The sequence below is a fragment of the Achromobacter sp. DH1f genome (genome assembly GCF_000633435.1).
GTDB lineage: Bacteria > Pseudomonadota > Gammaproteobacteria > Burkholderiales > Burkholderiaceae_B > Achromobacter > Achromobacter deleyi.
Map to the genome: position 1 here is coordinate 24,444 of NZ_AYMF01000008.1, position 18,097 is coordinate 42,540.

Consider the following 18,097-nt stretch of genomic DNA (forward strand, 5'->3'; position numbering starts at 1 on the left):
CGCTCCGTCCCGACTTCCCGGAACCTGAACATGTCCCACCCCGCTGCCGATGACGTGATTGCGCTGTATCAGGACCATGCCGCCGCGTTCGAGACACTGCGCCGCGCGCATGCCTTGATCGAACGGGCCTGGCTGGCGGACTTTCTTAGTCTGATGCCGGCGGGCGCCGCGCCACGGGTGCTGGACCTGGGTTGCGGCGCCGGCACCCCGATCGCACGGCACCTGATCGAGCAGGGCTGCCGCATCACGGGGGTGGATACGTCACAGCCGCTGCTGGATATCGCCCAGGCGACGTTTCCCGAACATCGCTGGATTGCCGCCGACATGCGGCAGTTTTCGTGTCCCGACACGTTCCAGGGCGTGATTGCCTGGCACAGCTTTTTCCATCTGACCCCCGACGACCAGCGGCCGATGTTCGCCCGGTTTCGCCGCCTGGCCGCACCGGGCGCGGCCTTGATGTTCACCAGCGGCCCCGCGCAGGGGCACGCCATCGGCCAGTTCGAAGGCCGGCCGCTTTACCACGGCAGCCTGGACCCGGCCGAGTATCGCCAACTGCTGGCCGACAATGGCTTTGATGTCGTGCGGCATGTGGCAAACGATCCGACCTGCGGCGGCGCGACGATCTGGCTGGCGCGGCAGGTTGATCGCCACGGATAGGAGCAACCCGATGACGGATGCGCCCTTGTTGGACCCGGTGCTGTTGCGCCGCCTGCTGCGCGCCAAAGACCGGATGGACGCGGCGTCGCATCAGGCGTGGCCCATCAACCGGCTGGCCGAGGTCAGCGGCGTGTCAGAAGCCTATTTCGCCCGTTCCTTCAAGCGCGCCTTCGGCCTGCCACCGCACCGCTACCTGCTGACGCGCCGCATCGAGCAGGCCACCGCCTTGTTGCGCGACACCGACCTGCCGATTACCGACATCGCGTTCGCCACCGGTTGGGAAAGCCTGGGCACATTTGGCCGCATTTTCCGCGACGTGACCGGCCGCACCCCCAGCGACCTGCGCGCCGAGGTCCGGGCCGGCATGGCCGAGCTGGACCAGGTTCCCGCCTGCGTCGTGAAGGCGGTGCTGCGTCCCGATCTCACCATGGCAGTTTTGGAGAAGCGCCGCCGCCTGGCCAGCAATACAGTGCGGTCTTTACCCAAGGAGCAATCATGAGCGAAGGCATCAATACTGCAGGCATCTACGTCGACGACCAGGACGAAGCGCTGAAATTCTATGTCGACAAGCTGGGGTTTCGCGTCCACACCGACGTGCGTAACGGCCCGTACCGCTGGCTGACCGTCCAGCACCCGGACCAGCCGTCGTTTCAGCTGGGCCTGCTGCGTCCGGGCCCGCCCGTTCACGACGAGGCCACCGCGCAAACCCTGCGGGCCATGGTCGCCAAGGGCGCCATGCCCACGCTGGTGCTGTCGGTGGCCGATTGCCGCGCCAGCTATGCCAAGTACAAGGCGTTGGGCGTGGAGTTCACCGAGGAACCGACAGAGCGGTATGGCAGCGTGGATGCGGGGTTTCGGGACCCGGCAGGCAATGGCTGGAAGATGATTCAGGCCCGGGGGTAGCTGTACGTGAGGGGATATCTGGAGGGCTAGCCAAGCAAAATTCGTTAGAAAATATATCCAATCATTTGCGAAATCGGAGTTGATGGCAAAAGCCCATTAACCCGATTATTTCTTGACGGATCAGCTAAATCCGGTTTCTGCACTCTATTGTTGTGACAATGGCCGTTCGGGCTACTCACTGCGCGCCCGGGCTCAAGACAACCACGCCTTTGGCAGTGTCAAAGAGACGCGCCGCATTTTACGCACACCGATGGCGGCAGCATTTCTCTAGGCCATTCTTTGGTCGTATGAACATTTCGTGCGTGTCACACGACACGACAGATCAATATAAAAAATCCATTTTGCACGCCTATCCGCCGCCTGTGGCTGCTAGCGCAGGGCTGGCCGCGGGCCTCAAGCTTCTCGGGGGGAGGGGGCGTTGCGCCTTTTGATCTGAAGACGCACTTGGACTATACCGAAACGTAGTGGGCTGGGCGTTACACCTACCATCTGACCACCTCATATAGCAGGGCGGAGCCGGAAAACTTGTCCGATACGCAAATCACTTAGTACAAGAGGGAGCCCAATGAAGCGGCCGAAGTGTTGGTCTATCTCGTCAAGCGCGATCTCAACGGTGAACTACCGGCTGCCGATAAGCGCGTGAGCTTCGGCAGTAGGAACTTGATCGGCTAGACGGTTCGGCATATACACTATGCCCGAAGAGCAACTCCTCCGTGATTCGCAAGTAGTTGAACGAACCGATGATTGACTGATGACCCTTGTTCCCGGATTGATCACTTTCACTGTATTTGGAGTGCGACGTATTGCAAAGAGCCAAATAAATGTGATGGCTTTGTATTGAAACCCGAATTTTAATTATCTCGAATTTGAGAAAATCGCTCTTGAGTGAAAGGCCGGTTGATGGTCGAGATGATTGAGAATTCATAAGTAGAGCAGTTCTCTCGAACCGTTGTTGGTAGTGAAAACCAAGCTCTTGAGAAATGGAATGCTAGAAATTAAGTGTTCCCTGGGTATAAGAATAAGTCATTGGATGGTTGTTTTTGGGGGGGGGTGAATGGGATAAATATTCGCGTAATAAGTGGCCATGCCTAAATAATGATATTCTTGGTGAATGGGCTTTGAATCCGCGTATTTTCGAGGGGCGTTTTTGAGGCCCAGGATATCAAAGTGACGCTATTGCAATGTTTGAAATTTTTCGAAATTGGAAATTTGATGTCGGGAAATTGAAAACAACACGTTTATGGCATATATCTCTATCTATGTAGGTCGACTAATGCTTTTTGATCTGTACGTGTGAACTGCGCAGGAGATGGCTAGTCCGAAATTGTTTGTAAATAAATAATTTATGAATATTTCCGGGGTAGTTGTTTTTTAAATAAAAAATTATAATTTGATTGGTTTATAAATAAAATGAAATTAATCGATAGCACCAAATGTGGTTCATTGGGAGTTCATTTTTTTTATGTCACTCTTATTTTGGGGGTGTCGGTTATTCTATTGGCTACTGTGAAGTTTACCGAGCAGCCAAAATTTACTGATTATTTAAGTACTGCGGCCACAATAACTTCGCTCGTTCTTGGGTTGTTGGCGATCATATATGCGTTTGTTTCTAATGATTCTCTGTCGAGAACAACTGGGGCACTAGTTAATTCAGTCGATCAGTCGAAAGAGGCCGCCTCGAAGCTGACGACTGTTTTACAGACTGTGGATGGTGTGGCGAACGAGTCAGCGGAAAGTAGTAAATCACTTTCGGGTCTTGTGGAAAGCTTGACCCTCGAGATATCGGAGTTATCGAAAACGGCAAGATCTTTGCAGGAGTCGACGCAGAGTATGGCATCGATACTTCCCAGCATTCCTGAGGAAATAGGCGCATTGGGAAAAAGATTTGATGAATTTTCTGCATCGAGTGGAGCTGGCCAATTACGCAATGAGGAAAAGAATGTAGTAAGTGAGGGCGCTCAGGCCGAGATTGCTACCTCTCTAATGGCACGTTCTTCGCCGTGGGGATATTTGGTTATGTATGCTTGTTTTTTATCCAAAAAAACTGGAAAACCTTTTGAGTTCTCGGCTCAGGTTTTTGGTAATGAAAAAGTTGATTATTTTTTTGGTTTTTTTGTTTGTCTCAGTTCTTGCGGGTTGATTGGATATAAGAGTGTTAAGCCGGAAGGCGGCGGGCGACGCGCGGTGGTCGTGGGGCGTCATCCTGAAATATTTTCTCAGGCTAAAGAAAGATTTCTTGTCAAGTCGAAGGCTGTGAGTAGTGATGCTGCGGTGGCTCAGTGGTTGGGTATGCTTGAGAAGTTGGAAAAATCTTTCGAATAAATTATTTTATATAATATTATTTTTATAATATATAAAGATACTTCGATTATTGGTGCCCGTTGCTGATGTCATTTTTAATGCACTTAATGAAAAAAAGCGCGCCCCGGTCCCCCGGCAGCGCGCGTCGACGCGCCATCCCTCCCTTCGCGGAGTCTGGCGTCATCAAATCAGCCTTCGCCATCAACAGCCTGTTATGACTTGCCGCCCCTAGAACCGGTGCCGGATGCCCATGTTGACTTCGGTGGCCTTGGCGTTGTCCAGGAATGCCCAGTTCGTCGTATACGACGCGACGGCATACAAGTCCGTGCGTTTGGACAGGTTGTAGTTGTAGCCCAGGCTGTAGGTGTTGCTGGCCGAATCTCCGCCGGTCAGCTGCTTGCTGTTGGCATCGGCCCGCTGCCACGACGCGAATGCGCCGCCGGATTTGCCCACGGGCGCGGCCACGGCCAGCATGTAGGAATTGGACCGGAAGCCCTTGGCGAATGCGTACGACGGCGTGCCGGTGAATGTGCCGATGCTGCCGCCGTTGGGCAGGCTCTTGCCGGCGAACCAGCCGTCGGTGATGCGGTTGTAGGCCAGCGCGACTTTGAAGACCTCGAAGTCGTACGAGCCGCCGACGATGTACGAGCGCGGCGTGGCGTCGACCTGGTTCTGGCTGAGCTGGTTGGATGCGTTGAGCTGGTCGTAGGTGGCAAAGCCCATGAGCGGGCCGTTGTCGTAGCGCAGCCCGGCCGTGATGGCGCGGGTGTTGTCGGCGGTGGCGAAGCCGGTCTGCGCGGTGCGGCGGTCGTCGGCGTTGAAGGCGTAGCCGACGGCGGCCTTGAAGCCGCCCAGGGATGGGGTTTCATAGACGACCAGGTTGTCGTAGCGCACGTAGTAGGCCGAGCTGAAGCCCAGGCCAGCGCCGGTGCTGAGCTGGTTGAAGCCGCCGCCGAACGACGACCCGAACATGCCCGAGAAGTAGCGCGCGGCCACGTTGTACTGGCGGCCCAGGCGGATTTCGCCCCACTCGGCGCTGCCCAGGCCGACGGTGGCTTCGCGGCCGAACAGGCGATTGTTCTGCAGCGAGCTGCCGTTGCGGCTGTCAAAGCCGGATTCCAGCTGGAACACGGCGTACAGGCCGTCGCCCAGGTCTTCCTTGCCGCGCAGGCCCCAGCGCGAGCCGGCGGTGGTGCCGGTGGTGGACCCGATGCGACTGTTGTCGATGCTGGTGCGGCGACCGGTGGCGGGGTCGGTGTAGGTGCCGTCGACGTTGGCGTAGCCGATGCCGGTGTCGATCAGGCCGTACAGCGTGACCGACGATTGCGCGGACGCCGCGCCGGACAGGGCGGTGGCGGCCGCGGCGACGAAGAGTTTTTTCATGAAGAGCTCCGGAGGCGGAAAGCAGGAAAGAAGCGGATGCGCCACGCAGACGGAAGGCTTGACGTCCTGCCGCGTGGCGAATCAAAGTCTGACCGCCGCGGACCGACAGTTCGCGAACATTAAAATGACAATTCCGATCGCGGCCCGTCTCACAGCGGGTCATGGTTTTCTGCTAGATCCTTCATCCAGACTCGTCGCCCCTATGTCCGCCGCAGCCGCTTTCGTTCATTCCCTTCGCCTCTGCCTGGCCCTGTTGCTGGCATCTGCCGGCGCTGCCCAGGCCGCGGGCTTTCAGCGCCTGAACCTGCCCATGGACATGAACGGGCCGGCCTTGCAGGGTGGCATCTGGTATCCCTGCGCGGCGCCGGCCGGCCAGGTCAAGATCGGCCGCGTCGAGATGGCGGCCACGCTGGACTGCCCGATGACCGAGGGCGCCAAGCCGCTGATCGTGATGTCGCACGGGTCGGCCGGATCATTCATTGGCCATCACGACACCGCGGTGGCGCTGGCGGACGCGGGCTTCGTGGTGGCGGCCATCAACCATGTGGGCGACAACGCGCTGGACAAGTCGCGCCAGGGGTATCTGTCGATCTTCTCGACCCGCCCGCGCGAAATGCGGCGGCTGATCGACTACCTGACCGGCGCCTGGCCGGGCAAGGCGCAACTGGATGGCCGGGTGGGGTTCTTCGGGTTCTCGCGGGGCGGCTATACGGGGCTGGTGCTGGCGGGGGCCGTGCCCGATTTCAAGCAGGGGCTGAGTCTTTGCGCGGGCGAACCGGGGCTGCCGATGTGCCGCGATATCCGCGACGGCAAGATTGCCGCGCAGCCGTATGTGCGCGATGAACGGATCCGCGCGGCGGTCATCGCGGACCCCCTCAATGCGTTCACGGCGGACACGCTCAAAGCGGTGTCGATTCCGGTGCAGTTATGGGCGTCGGCGCAAGGCGGCGATGGCGTCACGCCGGCCAGTGTGGATGCCGTGCGCGCGGGTTTGCCGCAGGCCGAGTTTCATCGGGTCGACGGCGCGGGGCATTTCGCCTTCCTGGCGCCTTGCTCGGCGGGGCAGGCCGAGGCCATGCCCGCGATCTGCGCCGATGCGCCCGGGTTCGACCGGGCGGCATGGCATCGTGAATTCAACGCGAAGGTGATCGCGTTCTTTCAGTCGGTACTGCGCTGACGCGAAGCGCGTCAGCGCGCCGGCCCCTGGCGGCGAGCCTGCTGCGCCGCCCGCTGCCGGGCCGCGGCCCGCGGGCCGTCGCGCTGGGTGACGTAATTGCGATAGTGCTGGAAATCCTTGCCGGCCAGCGCCAGGTACAGGCCGGTGGCGACCATGAAGCTGCTGAACACATAGACCTTCAGCCAATAGCCGATGGGTAAGTCCAGCAGCGAGATGCCCAGGTACATGTTCATGATGCCAAAGCCAAGCAGCACCAGCATCAGCAGCCAACGCGCCCATTCGCTACCGCGGTACAGCCAGATCAGCAAGGCCGCCGGCACGATCATCTTCTGCAAGACCGAGAAATCGCCCTGCAGCAAGGGCATGAACTGGTAGCTGGACGAGGCCACCGTGCCGCCCAGCGCGATGAACCAGAAGCGCTGGCTGGTGGGTGCGCGGCGCCGGGGCGTGCGACGGGATTCGCTATCGTTCTGAAGCATCGGGTCTCCTTGGCGAAGCGGCCAGTGTAGCGTGCGTGGCGCGCATGGCACGGGTAGACTGGCACCTGGCTTTTTTTCCGGAGCGCCGCCTTGGCTACCTCGTTGCGCCGATACACCGAGCTTCCCTATCTGATCGATTTTCTCCAGTCCGGCGAACTGGCACTGCTCAATCCGAAGGCGTGGGATGATCGCAACGATTCGTTCTACATCGAGGAATATGCGCGGGCCAAGCGCTTGCAGGGCATCTACGCCTTGTGCCTGGCCGAGGCGTCCGAAACCTACCATCACTGGCGCGTGTTCTCGCACGGCAGCGGCGGGGTCTGCATCGAATTCGACAAGGAAAAGCTGGTGGCGCAGGTGGCCGGTGTGCCCGATATGCGTGCCGAGACCGTGCAATACCGCACCATCAAGTCGCTGCGCGAGCAGCCGCCGGCCGACGCTGACCTGCCGTTTCTCAAACGCCACGCCTTTCGCGACGAAAAGGAATTCCGCCTGTTCGTGTGCCGCAAGACGCGCGACACGCCGGTGCTGCGGGTACCGGTGGAACTGGCGGCCATCAAGCGCGTCACCCTTAGCCCATGGCTGCCGGCCACGGTGTGCGACCAGGTCAAGAAGGTGCTCAAGGCCATCAAGGGCTGCGAGAAGCTGCGCGTGTTCCGGTCCACCCTGGTGGATAACGAAGACTGGAAGAAATTCGCCAGTGCGGGCCGCAAGGAGCCGGCATGACGGACATGCGGGCGGATGGCCTGATGTCGCCCTTTGAAATCGTAGAGGCATTCCAGCAACGAGGCTGGAAGAACAACGACCCCATGGGCCAGGTGCTGCGGCTGCGGCAGGAAGATCCCCTGGCTCTGGGCGAGCTGGTCCGATTGTTCCTGGACCGCGGCCTGGAACACGCCACCTTCATCGACGCTGCGCTGGACCTGATGGACGACGTCACGCAGGCCGACGTGCTGCGCCAGGCCTGGCAGCGGTCCCGGCGTGGCGAGACAGGCAGCGGCTTGTCCGAAGTGCTGGACTGCGCCGCGGCGCAATGGCCCGAGGTTTTCGCCGACGATTGGGATCATCTGCTCGCGGCCGCGCACCAGGGGCAGGGCGGCCCGCGCTTTGGCGTGGACCTGGCCTGGCGTGCGCTGGATGCCGACACGGCCCGCGCGTGGCTGGCGGATGTCGGTCCGCAGGCCGAAGACGGGTCATTGGAATACCTGAAGGCCCGCGCCGTGCTGCATTCGCGCCATCCGGATCTGGTGCTGCAGGCCTGGCGGCGCGTGTTCGCGCCGCAGGATGAATCCAACGGCATCTATTGGCTGATGGCGGTGGGCTATGCCGAGGACAACGGGCAGGCCCGGGCGCTGCATGGCGAACAGCCGCTGCACATTCGTTTCAGCGCGGCTCAGCGCAAATCGATGCTGGCTTCTCAGGCGGCCTGGCGGCGCGATATCCAGCGCCTGCATCCGACGTGGGGGGCCGTGAACGCTGCGCCGCCCGTCGCGGTTGTCGCGTCAGCCGCCGGGCACGTATCACAGGCCGAAGCGCCCGCGGTCGCCGCCGGCCGCATGGGCGGCACCCTGACCGCCACTTGTGGCCTGTGCCACGGCCCGCTGCACCGCCTGCTGGCCTTGCCGCAACCGGCGCAAGCCGGCATCGATTGCGCGACGCCTTTGGAATTGGCCACCTGCCTGTCGTGCCAAGGCTGGGAGGCGGATGCCGAAGTGCTGTTCTTTCTGCACGACGGTCAGGGCGCGCCGCAGGCGCATCCATCGCAGCGCCGGGACGACCCGCTTGTACCCGAGTTTCCGACCGGGCCGTTGCTGGAAGCGGACGTGACGCTGTTCCAGGCGCCCAAGCGCTGGACCTGGCAGGACTGGGGCGATTCCAACGGGCGCCAGAACCTGAGCCGCGTGGGCGGCCCGCCCAGCTGGGTGCAGCAGGGCGAATACCCGCCGTGTCCCGATTGCGACACCCGCATGGCGTTTGCGATGCAGCTGGATTCTGACCTGCCGCAGGAAGGCGGCGGCGAATGGTCGTGGGGCAGCGGCGGCTGCAACTACACCTTCTGGTGCGCGGATTGCCGCGTCAGCGGGCATCTTTGGCAGTGCACCTGAGCGGGCGCTGGGCGGCCCGATAACAACAACGCTGCCGCCAGACGCCTCTGCCTGACCCTTTGTCAGCCCAGGCTGCGCAGCGCGGCGCGCACCAGCGAATTGTGCACGCCGCCGCCCGCCATGACGCCCGAAGCGCTGGCAAGCGTAGCGTTGGCCATCGGCAAGGTGGCGTCCCCCGCCGCGAACACGCCCGGCACCGTCGTCTGCTTGAAGTCATCGACCCGCAGGTAAGGCCCCATCGGTCCTTCATCGAAGGCGCAGCCCAGCTGCATGGCCAGCGGGCTGGCCATGTGGACGCGCGCGGCCACGAAAATCGCATTGATCAGCAGGCGGCGGCCATCGGCCAACTGCACCGCGTCGATCTGCGGCGCCTGGCCCAGCAGGCCCACCACGGGCGTGCGTTCGATACGCACGCCGCGCGCCGCCAGCAGCGCCGCCTGTTCGGCGTCGGGTTCGAATTCGCCTTGCGTGAAATACGTGGTGGGGCCCCAGTCGGGCAGCAGCGCGGCCTGGTGGGCCGACAGCGGATGCGCCGCCAGCACGCCCAGCGGGCGGTCAGCCACTTCGTAGCCATGGCAGTAGGGGCAATGCAGCACCGTCTGGCCCCAGCGTTCCTGCAGGCCGGGCAGGGCCGGCAGTTCGTCTCGCATGCCGGTCGCCAGGACCAGACGGGACGCGTGCAGCACGCGGCCGTCATCCATCGTGACCAGGAAGCGCCCGGCCGATTCCTCGGCAAGGGTGGCGGTGCCATCGACGAAATCCACCGTGCCGTAGGCGGCCAGTTGATGGCGGCCGATGCGCACGATCTCGGCGGGCGATTTGCCGTCCAGGCCCAGGAAACCATGCGAATGCGCGGCGTAGCGGTTGCGCGGCAGGCCGGCGTCCACCAGCGCGATGCGGCGGCGGGCGCGGGCCAGTTGCATGGCGGCGGACAGGCCGGCGAAGCTGCCGCCGACGATGACGGCGTCGTAGCGCGGGGGCTGGATTTCCAGTTGCATGGCTTTCTCGATACTTTAAAAGTTGCATGATACGGCGGACTTTGCTTTTCACGCAACTTATAATGTTTCGATCAAAGGCCCAGGAACCTTCCCCGATGCGTAGCGACAACCGCCTGTCACGCATGCTGCACGTGCTGATCCACATGGCCGAGCACGATGCGCCGCTGACCTCCGAGACCATCGGCAAGATGCTCAATACCAACCCCGTGGTGGTGCGCCGGATGATGTCCGGCCTGCGCGAGCACGGCTACGTGCAGTCCGAAAAAGGCCATGGCGGCGGCTGGGTGCTGACGCGCAAGCTGGCCGACCTGACGCTGCTGGACGTCTACCAGGCGCTGGGCGAGCCGCCCATCTTCGCGCTGGGGCTGGCCGACAGCGAACCCGAATGCCTGGTCGAACAGGCGGTGAACGCCGGGCTGGAAGGCGCGCTGGTCGAATCGCGCCGCCTGCTTCTCGAACGTTTTGCGACGATCAGCATCGACCAGCTGGCGCGCGACTTCCAGGAACGCCTGAAGCAGCACCCGGAATGCGATCGGCGCCTGCCCGGCCATCACCCGGACGGCAAGCAGCACTGCGGCTAGGGCGCGATCAACCCCCGCACCACATCGGCCAGCGTCACCTGGCCCTTCAAGATGCTGTCGCGCGGGCCTGCGAAGTCGATCCAGCCTTCGTTGAAGCCATCGAGCATCTGAATGCGCGGCATCGGCTCTTTCATGCCCTGGGCGGTGAACAGAGCGCCCCAGGTTTCACGCGGCACGGCCTGCACCGACACGGGCGTGCCCAGCGCGTCGGCAAAGGCGCGGCCGGCATCGTTCGGGCTGATGCGCTGCGGGCCTTCCAGCTCGACCACGCGCAGGCCCGTCCAGGTGTCTTGCAGCAACTGCGCGGCGATGCGGCCGACGTCGGCGGTTGCCACCATCGGAATGGCGCGGTCCAGCGGTTGCAGGAAGGATGCGATCAGGCCGTCATCGCGCGCCGACGCCACGTCCCACGCGAAGTTCTCCATGAACCAGCCCGGCCGCAGAAAGGTCATGGGCACGGGCAGGCGCCGCAGCGCCTGTTCCATCAGCGTGCGCTGGGTCAGCAGGTTCTGCTGCGTCGATTGCGCGCCGATGGTCGACAGGCACACGACCTGGCGCGGCTGCCCCAGCGCGATGGCCGAGGCCACCGCGTCGATGGCGGCGCGCGCTTCGGGAAAGCCGGGCGCGGGGTCGAATTGGGGCGGCGGCAGGATGAACGCGCCGTCCACGTTTTCGAAGGCGCGGGCCAACGCCGCCGCGTCGGTCATGTCGGCGATGGCGATGTCGCAGCCGCGGGCGGCCCAGGCGGCAGCGTTGGCAGGGTTGCGCAGCACGGCGCGCACGGGCAGGCCTGCTTGCAGCAGGGTCTCGGCGACAACGCCGCCGACCTTGCCGCTGATTCCGGTAATGGCATACATGAGGGGTTCTCCAGACACTGGCGCGATGCGGATCGATCACGCCGGGGCAAATCGTAGTGCTCGGCCTTTGTTGAGAGAATGGCAATTCAGTCATAACATTGATGACTTCAGATCAGGAGTCTCGAACATGGCGCTGGATGGCCGGGTATTGGCAAACATCGGCGTGCTGACCGCCGTGGTGGAAAGCGGCAGCTTTGCGCGCGCCGCCGAGGCGCTGGGCATCACCGCGTCCGGGGTCAGCCGGGCGGTGGGGCGGCTGGAGGCCGGCGTGGGCGTGCGCCTGCTGGATCGCACCACCCGGGCCGTGGCGCTGACGGACGAGGGCCGCCGGCTGTACGAGCAGATCAATCCGCTGGTGGCGGGCATCGGCGAGGCCATCGCCACCGCCGGCGGTGCGTCGGCGGCGGTCAAGGGGCGCTTGCGCGTCAATGTAGACGCGTTCTTTGCCCGCCTGATCCTGGCCCCGCACCTGGCGCGCTTCCTGGAACGCCACCCGGACCTGACGCTGGACCTGGCCACGCGCGAACAACTGGGCGACCTGGTGTCCGACGGTTTCGACATCGCGGTGCGCTTCGGCGAACCGCCGTCGTCATCGCTGGTGTCCCGCAAGCTGCTCGATACGCGTTCGGTGACGGTGGCGGCGCCGTCGTACTTGCGCAAGCATGGCGTGCCCGCGACGCCGGCCGACCTGGCGCGCCACGCCTGCATCCAGATGCGCAGCACCATGACCGGCCAACTGCTGGAATGGAACTACCGCAAGAAAGGCCGGACCACGCGCGTGGAAACGTCGGGGCCGCTGCACCTGACCGACGGCTGGACGATGCTGGGCGCCTGCCTGGGCGGCGCGGGCATCGCCCGTTTCAAGGCCAGTGGCGTCCAGGCCCTGATTCGCCAGGGCAAGCTGGTCGAGCTGCTGCCCGACTACGTCGGCGACCGCTATGCGCTGTACGCGCTGTATCCGTCGCGCCATTTGCCGGCGGCCAAGGTGCGGGCTTTCATCGATTTCGTCAGCAGCATCCTGGACGATCCGGCGGGCTAGCAGGGGCGAGGGGCGGGCCGTCTGAAGGGGGGGGTAGCAGCGGGCGCAGATAGCCGCCGCCGGTGTATTCTCGCAATCGTGCCGCGCCCGCATCCCGGACGGCAGGCCCGCGCAAGAAAACACGGGCGGCGCCCACCCGCGCCAGCCCGGAACTGCCCGCACAGGAGACAACCATGCTATTGACCGAAGAACAGCTCAGCGTCCAGGACATGGCGCGCCGTTTCGCCCAGGAACGCCTGGCGCCCCAGTCCGAACGCTGGGACCGCGACCACCACTATCCGGCTGACGCCATTGCCGAGATGGCCCAGCTGGGTTTCTTCGGCATGCTGGTGCCCGAGGAATGGGACGGCAACGCCAGCGGCTACCTGTCGTACGCGGTGGCGCTGGAGGAAATCGCGGCCGGCAACGGCGCCTGCTCCACGATCATGAGCGTGCACAATTCGGTGGCCTGCATGCCGATCCTGAAATACGGCACCGACACGCAGAAAGACCAGTTCCTGCGGCCCCTGGCCACCGGCCAGCACATCGGCGGCTTTGCGCTGACCGAGCCGCAGGCCGGATCGGACGCCAGCAGCCTGCGCACGCGCGCGGTGCGCGACGGCGATCACTACGTCATCAACGGCGCCAAGCAATTCATCACCTCGGGCCGCACGGGCCAGACCGTGATCGTGTTCGCCGTGACCGACCCGCAGGCCGGCAAGCGCGGCATTTCGGCGTTCATCGTGCCCACCGATACGCCGGGCTACCAGGTGGTGCGGGTGGAAGACAAGCTGGGCCAGCATCTGTCGGATACCTGCCAGATTGCGTTTGAAGACATGCGCATTCCGGCCGCATGGCGCCTGGGCGACGAGGGCGAGGGCTACAAGATCGCGCTGTCGAACCTGGAGGGCGGCCGCATCGGCATCGCCTCGCAATCGGTGGGCATGGCGCGCGCGGCGTTCGAATGCGCGCGTGACTACGCCCGCGATCGCCAGGCGTTCGGCAAGCCCATCATGGAACACCAGGCGGTGTCGTTCCGCCTGGCCGACATGGCCACCCAGATTCACGCGGCCCGCCAGATGGTGCTGCACGCCGCGGCGCTGCGCGAGGCCGGTCGGCCAGCGCTGACCGAAGCGTCGATGGCCAAGCTGTTTGCGTCGGAAATGGCCGAAAAGGTGTGTTCGGCCGCGATCCAGACGCTGGGCGGCTATGGCTACCTGGCCGACTTTCCGGTGGAACGCATCTACCGTGACGTGCGGGTGTGCCAGATCTATGAGGGCACCAGCGACATCCAGCGCCTGGTGATCGCGCGGGCCCTGTAAAGGGTCAATCCAGCAAGGCCTGCACCGCCGCTTGCGCCTCGGGCGCCAGCGGCTGCTCACGCTGCAATAGCGCGATCTTGTCCTTGAATTCCTTGACCACGTCGGGCCGGATCTGCTTCATGGCGCGCACGGTCTGCGCCAGCAGCAGCCGGGCATTGACGCTGTGCGGGAAATCCAGGCACTGGCGCAGATTGCCGTCGAGGATCTCGCGTTCGCCGTTCAGGTGGCCGGGGTGCTTGTCGTCGGCGCCGTTGCAGCGCACGGCCAGCAGTTGCTCCAGCCGCAGCAGGTAGCGCGGGAAGGCCGCGCCGTCGGGCACCGTGTAATTGCGGGGCGCATTGCTGGGAGTCTGCGCCGTGGCGCGGGCCACCAGCGCCACCAGGTCTTCGGTCAGGCGCTGAAGGGCGGCCGTGGGGTCGGCCATGGGAAAACGGGCGCTCAAGGTGCCGACGCATTCCTCGTCATCCGTGCGCAGCACGCGCACCTGGGCCTGCCAGGGCTCGGTAGTGGTGACGAGGTGCGAGATCACCACGAAGTCGCTCTGGGCCTCGCATTGCTGGGCGTAGCGGATGGCATCGGCGTCGTCCCAGGCCACGCCGCTGAGCACGAAGCCCGGTTCGGGTTCCGTCAGCCACGGCACCAGGGTCTGCGTGCGCAGGCCGCAGCGCAGTGCCAATTGCTCGTTCAAGTACAGCGGCAGCGCGCGGCTCAGGCGGCCGGTGGCGTCGGCCAGCTGGCGTTCGGCGTGGTCGGGCGCGGCGTCGACTTCGGCCGAGCCGCCCAGGAATGACACCAGCGGACGATTCGGCGCAATCGGGTCGAACAGCGCGGCGGCGGGCGATTCGGGCGCGAGCCACACCGGGCCGCGGCCCAGCAGCATGGCAAAGCGCATTTCGGTGGATTCGGGCACGCTGCCATCGCCCAGCGCGGCGCGGGCCAGTTCGGTGTCCCAGTACGCCAGGTTTTCCTGCCAGTCGGGACGCTGCTGCGCGTAGAGCTGGTCGAGAATGCGGCGGGCGTCGTCGTACTGGCCCAGTTCGGCGTGGGCGCGGATCAGGTTGTTGCCGACCATGACGCCATGCGCCGCCGCGTCAAAGCGCGGTCCGGCCAGTTGCAGAATCGGTTCGATGGCGCCGGCGTTGCCCAGGTCGGCACTGAGCTGCATCAGCAGGCCGGCGGGCGTGGGCGTGCCGGCGCGGGCCAGGGCCTCGCGGTACAGCGCCAGCGCGCCGGCCAGGTTGTGCGCGCCCAGTTCGGCGTGCGCCAGCCACAGCTGCGCGCGCCAGCTGCCGGGCAGCGCCGCGACCTTGCGCATGGCGGTCACGCCGGCCACGTCGCCGCCGTATTCGCGGTGAATGGCCTCGTACCAGCCCAGGCCGTTTTCCTGGTTGGGGTCCCGTTCCAGCGCGCGCCACAGGGTGTCGCGGGCGCGGGCCTCGTCGCCGCGTTCGTCGTGGATCTTGGCCAGGTTGGTCAGGGTGACACCGGTTTCGCCGTGCTGCTGCATGTAGGCCAGCAGCAGGCGTTCGCTGTCGTCCAGCCGGCCGGTCTTCATGTAGACGATGGCCAGGAGCACCGCGGCGCGCTCGGCGGCGGGTTCCAGGGCGACCAGGCGTTCGGCCGGCTTGAGCATTTCATCGACGAAGCCATCGCCCAGCGACTGGATGATCAGGCTGGCCAGCGAATCGGCATCGTCCCAGTGGCGTTCGATGGCGCCGGCCAACACGTTGTCGCGCCATTGCTCGCGGGTCACGAAGATCTCGCGGCCGTAGGCGTCGTAGGCGCGGATCAGGTTGGAAGTGTCGTCGGCGTCGGGGGTGTCTTGGGGGTTCATGCGGGTGTCCGGTGATCTGGACACCCACTATACCTATACCCGAATCACCAGGCGTAACGCGCCGTCAGGTTCACGGACCGGCCGTAGCCGTAATAGCACCAGGTGATGCTGTTGCACGCCGTGATGTATTCCTTGTCGAACAGGTTGTTCACGGTCAGCAGCAGGCGCCAGTTGCCGCGGGTGTAGTGCGCCTGCGCGTCCACCAGCGTGTTCGAGCCGCTCTTCCATTGGTTGGCCGAATCGCCGTAGCTGCTGCCCGTGTAGCGCACGCCGCCGCCCAGGCCGAAGCCCGGCGCGATGTCCTGCGGGAAGCGGTAGTCCACCCACAACGCCGCCTGGTGGCGCGGCTGCGACTGGACCTGCTTGCCGACGGTGGCCGGGTCGGTGGATTGCTCGACCTTGGCATCGGTGAACGTGTAGCTGCCGATCACGGTGACGCCGGTGGTGACCTGGGCGCGGGCTTCGAGCTCGACGCCGCGCGAGCGGATTTTGCCCTGCTGGATTTCGTAGCCGAACACCGGCGCGTTCACGTCGGTGACCAGCACGTTCTTCTGGCGCAGGTCGAACACCGCCACGGTGTACAGCGATTCGCTGTTGGGCGGACGGTACTTGATGCCCGCTTCCACCTGCGACCCGGTCACGGGCACGAACGGCGTGCCCGAATAGGTGCGGCCGATGGCCGGTTCGAACGAGGTGGCGTACGAGATGTACGGCGACAGGCCGGATTCGAACAGGTAGTTCAGGCCCGCGCGGCCGGACCACTTGAGGTCCTGCTGGCTGCTGCGGGTGTTGGCCAGCTTGTCGTCGGTCTTGGTGTCGACCCAGTCGTGGCGGCCCGAGAACGTGCCGACCCAGCCGCCCCAGCGAACCTGGTCCTGCAGGTACACGCCCATCTGCTCCTGCACTTGCAGCGTGTGCTGGGTGTCGGCGGGCTTGGTGATGGGCTGGGTGCCGTAGACGGGGTTGAAGGCGTCCAGCGTGGGCGCGTCAAAGCCCATGCCCACGGCGTAGTCGTTGCGCGACCGCTTGTAGTCAAAGCCCGCCAGCAGGGTGTGCGACAGCGGGCCGGTGTCCAGCTTGTATTCGGCCTGGTTGTCGATGGCGAACATGCGCGAGTCTTCGCGCGGGGTGTAGGTGTAGCGGTTCAGCGTGGTCAGGCTGCCGGGGGCAAAGCCCAGCAGGCCGACCGACGGGTGGTTCACGTCGGCCCAGTTCATGCGGGCGTTCTGGCGCAGGGTCAGCTGCGAATTGACGCGGTGCGCGAACAGGTAGCCGATGGACTGGGTGTTCTTCTCGTAGCGGTCAAAGCCGGGTTCGCCGCCGTAGAAGCTGGGGCCGATCTTGCCGTTGGGGTTGGGCAGCAGGGTGCCCTGGGCGGGCAGGAAGCCGCCCCAGCCGCGCGAGCGCGCGCCTTGCAGCATCGCCAGCACGGTCAGGCTGGTGTCGGCGGTGGGGTTCCAGGTCAGGGACGGGGCCAGCAGGTAGCGGCGGTCGTAGCCGTAGTCGCTGGGTGTGCCGCTGTCGCGCGCCAGGCCCACCACGCGGTACAGCACCTTGCCGTCTTCGGTCAGCGGGCCGGTGAAGTCGCCGGTCAGTTCCTTGCGGTCGTCGGTGCCGTAGGACAGGCCCAGTTCACGCGCGGCCTCGGCCTGTGGGCGCTTGCTGACGGCGTTGATGAAGCCGCTGGGCGGCAGCGCGCCGTACATGACCGACGACGGGCCTTTCAGGACCTCGATGCGTTCGAGCGCATAGGGTTCGTAGCGGGTGTTGGCGGTCCAGGCGCCGGCAGGTAGCGGCAGGCCGTCCAGGTACTTGGCGGGGGCGAAGCCGCGCACGCGGATCCAGTCGCCGCGCGGGTCCTGGCCGTAGGCGGCGGCCACCACGCCCGAGGTGTAGCGCAGCGATTCGTCGATGCCGGTGGCGCCTTGCAGTTCGATCTGTTCGCGCGTGACCACCGAGACGGACTGCGGCGTTTCCAGCAGGTCGCTGTCGGTCTTGATGCCGGTGGACGTGCGCCGGGCCACCGCGCCGTAGACGGGGCTGGTGGCGGTTTCTTCGCTGCCGGTGACGGTGATCTGGTCCATCTGCTGCACCGGCGCGGCGGCATCGCGCGAGATCACCACGGCGCCGCCGTCGATGCGCGCCGACAGGCCGCTGCCCGCCAGCACCCGGTCAAAGGCCTCGCGCACCGTCAGGTTGCCGGACACGGCGGGGGCCGTCAGCCCCTGCACCAGGTCGCCGCCCACGATCAGGTCCAGGCCGGCCTGGCGCGCCACGGCGTTCAGCGACTGGCCCAGCGGCTGGGCCGACAGCGCGGTCTGGATGCGCACGTCGCCCGCTGGGGACTGGGCGTGCGCGGCGGGGCCGGCCAGGCCCAGGCAGAGCGCCAGGGTCAGGGGCGCGAGAGTAAACCGGGGGTGTTGCATGCAAGTCCTCGTCAGAGCATGAGAATGGGTACATTTCTCATGTAGACGCGGCAGCC

Annotated in this window: 16 protein-coding genes; 10 read left to right on the forward strand and 6 right to left on the reverse strand. The window is 64.6% G+C overall.

What is annotated here, in order from left to right; all coding sequences use genetic code 11:
• Positions 1-30 precede the first annotated feature (30 nt).
• The 4 genes from U858_RS0106570 (at position 31) to U858_RS35595 (ending at position 3,882) form a co-directional block, all read left to right on the forward strand.
• Positions 31-657, forward strand: coding sequence for a class I SAM-dependent methyltransferase (locus U858_RS0106570; protein WP_025136372.1), 627 nt, complete (start codon positions 31-33; stop codon positions 655-657).
• 10 nt (positions 658-667) lie between these two features.
• Positions 668-1,156, forward strand: coding sequence for a helix-turn-helix transcriptional regulator (locus U858_RS0106575; protein WP_025136373.1), 489 nt, complete (start codon positions 668-670; stop codon positions 1,154-1,156).
• Positions 1,153-1,560, forward strand: coding sequence for a VOC family protein (locus U858_RS0106580; RefSeq protein ID WP_025136374.1), 408 nt, complete (start codon positions 1,153-1,155; stop codon positions 1,558-1,560). Before U858_RS0106575 ends, U858_RS0106580 begins: the two co-directional genes overlap by 4 nt.
• A gap of 1,410 nt (positions 1,561-2,970) precedes the next feature.
• Complete coding sequence (locus tag U858_RS35595) at positions 2,971-3,882, forward strand: hypothetical protein (RefSeq protein ID WP_157838781.1); 912 nt, start codon at positions 2,971-2,973, stop codon at positions 3,880-3,882.
• 207 nt (positions 3,883-4,089) lie between these two features.
• On the opposite strand, the gene U858_RS0106585 is transcribed toward U858_RS35595, so the two are convergent.
• Complete coding sequence (locus U858_RS0106585; protein WP_025136375.1) at positions 4,090-5,244, reverse strand: porin; 1,155 nt, start codon at positions 5,242-5,244, stop codon at positions 4,090-4,092.
• 202 nt (positions 5,245-5,446) lie between these two features.
• Between U858_RS0106585 and U858_RS0106590 the strand changes: the two genes are divergently transcribed.
• Entirely contained in the window at positions 5,447-6,421 is a 975-nt protein-coding gene (locus U858_RS0106590; RefSeq protein WP_025136376.1) for a dienelactone hydrolase, read from the forward strand.
• Between the two features lie 11 nt (positions 6,422-6,432).
• Here U858_RS0106590 and U858_RS0106595 read toward each other — a convergent pair whose 3' ends face one another.
• Positions 6,433-6,900, reverse strand: coding sequence for a hypothetical protein (locus tag U858_RS0106595; RefSeq protein WP_025136377.1), 468 nt, complete (start codon positions 6,898-6,900; stop codon positions 6,433-6,435).
• A gap of 90 nt (positions 6,901-6,990) precedes the next feature.
• Here U858_RS0106595 and U858_RS0106600 point away from each other — a divergent pair, with 90 nt between their 5' ends.
• Together U858_RS0106600 and U858_RS0106605 are read left to right on the forward strand one after the other, a co-directional pair.
• Positions 6,991-7,626 (forward strand): DUF2971 domain-containing protein, encoded by a 636-nt coding sequence (locus U858_RS0106600; RefSeq protein WP_025136378.1) that lies wholly within the window; start codon positions 6,991-6,993, stop codon positions 7,624-7,626.
• Complete coding sequence (locus tag U858_RS0106605; RefSeq protein ID WP_081821559.1) at positions 7,623-9,005, forward strand: hypothetical protein; 1,383 nt, start codon at positions 7,623-7,625, stop codon at positions 9,003-9,005. Before U858_RS0106600 ends, U858_RS0106605 begins: the two co-directional genes overlap by 4 nt.
• A 62-nt stretch (positions 9,006-9,067) precedes the next feature.
• Here U858_RS0106605 and U858_RS0106610 read toward each other — a convergent pair whose 3' ends face one another.
• Positions 9,068-10,003 carry an NAD(P)/FAD-dependent oxidoreductase gene (locus tag U858_RS0106610; protein ID WP_025136380.1) on the reverse strand — a complete coding sequence of 312 codons (936 nt, stop codon included), beginning with the start codon at positions 10,001-10,003 and terminating at the stop codon, positions 9,068-9,070.
• Between the two features lie 95 nt (positions 10,004-10,098).
• On the opposite strand from U858_RS0106610, the gene U858_RS0106615 reads away from it, so the two are divergent.
• Positions 10,099-10,584: an Rrf2 family transcriptional regulator gene (locus U858_RS0106615; protein WP_025136381.1), complete on the forward strand. Its 486-nt coding sequence runs from the start codon at positions 10,099-10,101 to the stop codon at positions 10,582-10,584.
• Here U858_RS0106615 and U858_RS0106620 read toward each other — a convergent pair.
• Positions 10,581-11,441, reverse strand: a complete 861-nt coding sequence (locus tag U858_RS0106620) for an NmrA family NAD(P)-binding protein (RefSeq protein ID WP_025136382.1) — start codon at positions 11,439-11,441, stop codon at positions 10,581-10,583. The two genes, U858_RS0106615 and U858_RS0106620, sit on opposite strands and share 4 nt — an antisense overlap.
• 127 nt (positions 11,442-11,568) lie before the next feature.
• On the opposite strand from U858_RS0106620, the gene U858_RS0106625 reads away from it, so the two are divergent.
• Positions 11,569-12,480: a LysR family transcriptional regulator gene (locus tag U858_RS0106625; RefSeq protein ID WP_025136383.1), complete on the forward strand. Its 912-nt coding sequence runs from the start codon at positions 11,569-11,571 to the stop codon at positions 12,478-12,480.
• Between the two features lie 173 nt (positions 12,481-12,653).
• The gene (locus U858_RS0106630; protein ID WP_025136384.1) at positions 12,654-13,781 is read left to right on the forward strand and encodes an acyl-CoA dehydrogenase family protein; all 1,128 of its coding nucleotides are present in this window, start codon (positions 12,654-12,656) and stop codon (positions 13,779-13,781) included.
• Between the two features lie 4 nt (positions 13,782-13,785).
• Here U858_RS0106630 and U858_RS35890 read toward each other — a convergent pair whose 3' ends face one another.
• Together U858_RS35890 and U858_RS0106640 are read right to left on the reverse strand one after the other, a co-directional pair.
• Positions 13,786-15,615: a lipopolysaccharide assembly protein LapB gene (locus U858_RS35890; protein ID WP_025136385.1), complete on the reverse strand. Its 1,830-nt coding sequence runs from the start codon at positions 15,613-15,615 to the stop codon at positions 13,786-13,788.
• Positions 15,616-15,659: 44 nt separating this feature from the next.
• Positions 15,660-18,041: a TonB-dependent siderophore receptor gene (locus U858_RS0106640; RefSeq protein WP_025136386.1), complete on the reverse strand. Its 2,382-nt coding sequence runs from the start codon at positions 18,039-18,041 to the stop codon at positions 15,660-15,662.
• Positions 18,042-18,097 lie beyond the last annotated feature (56 nt).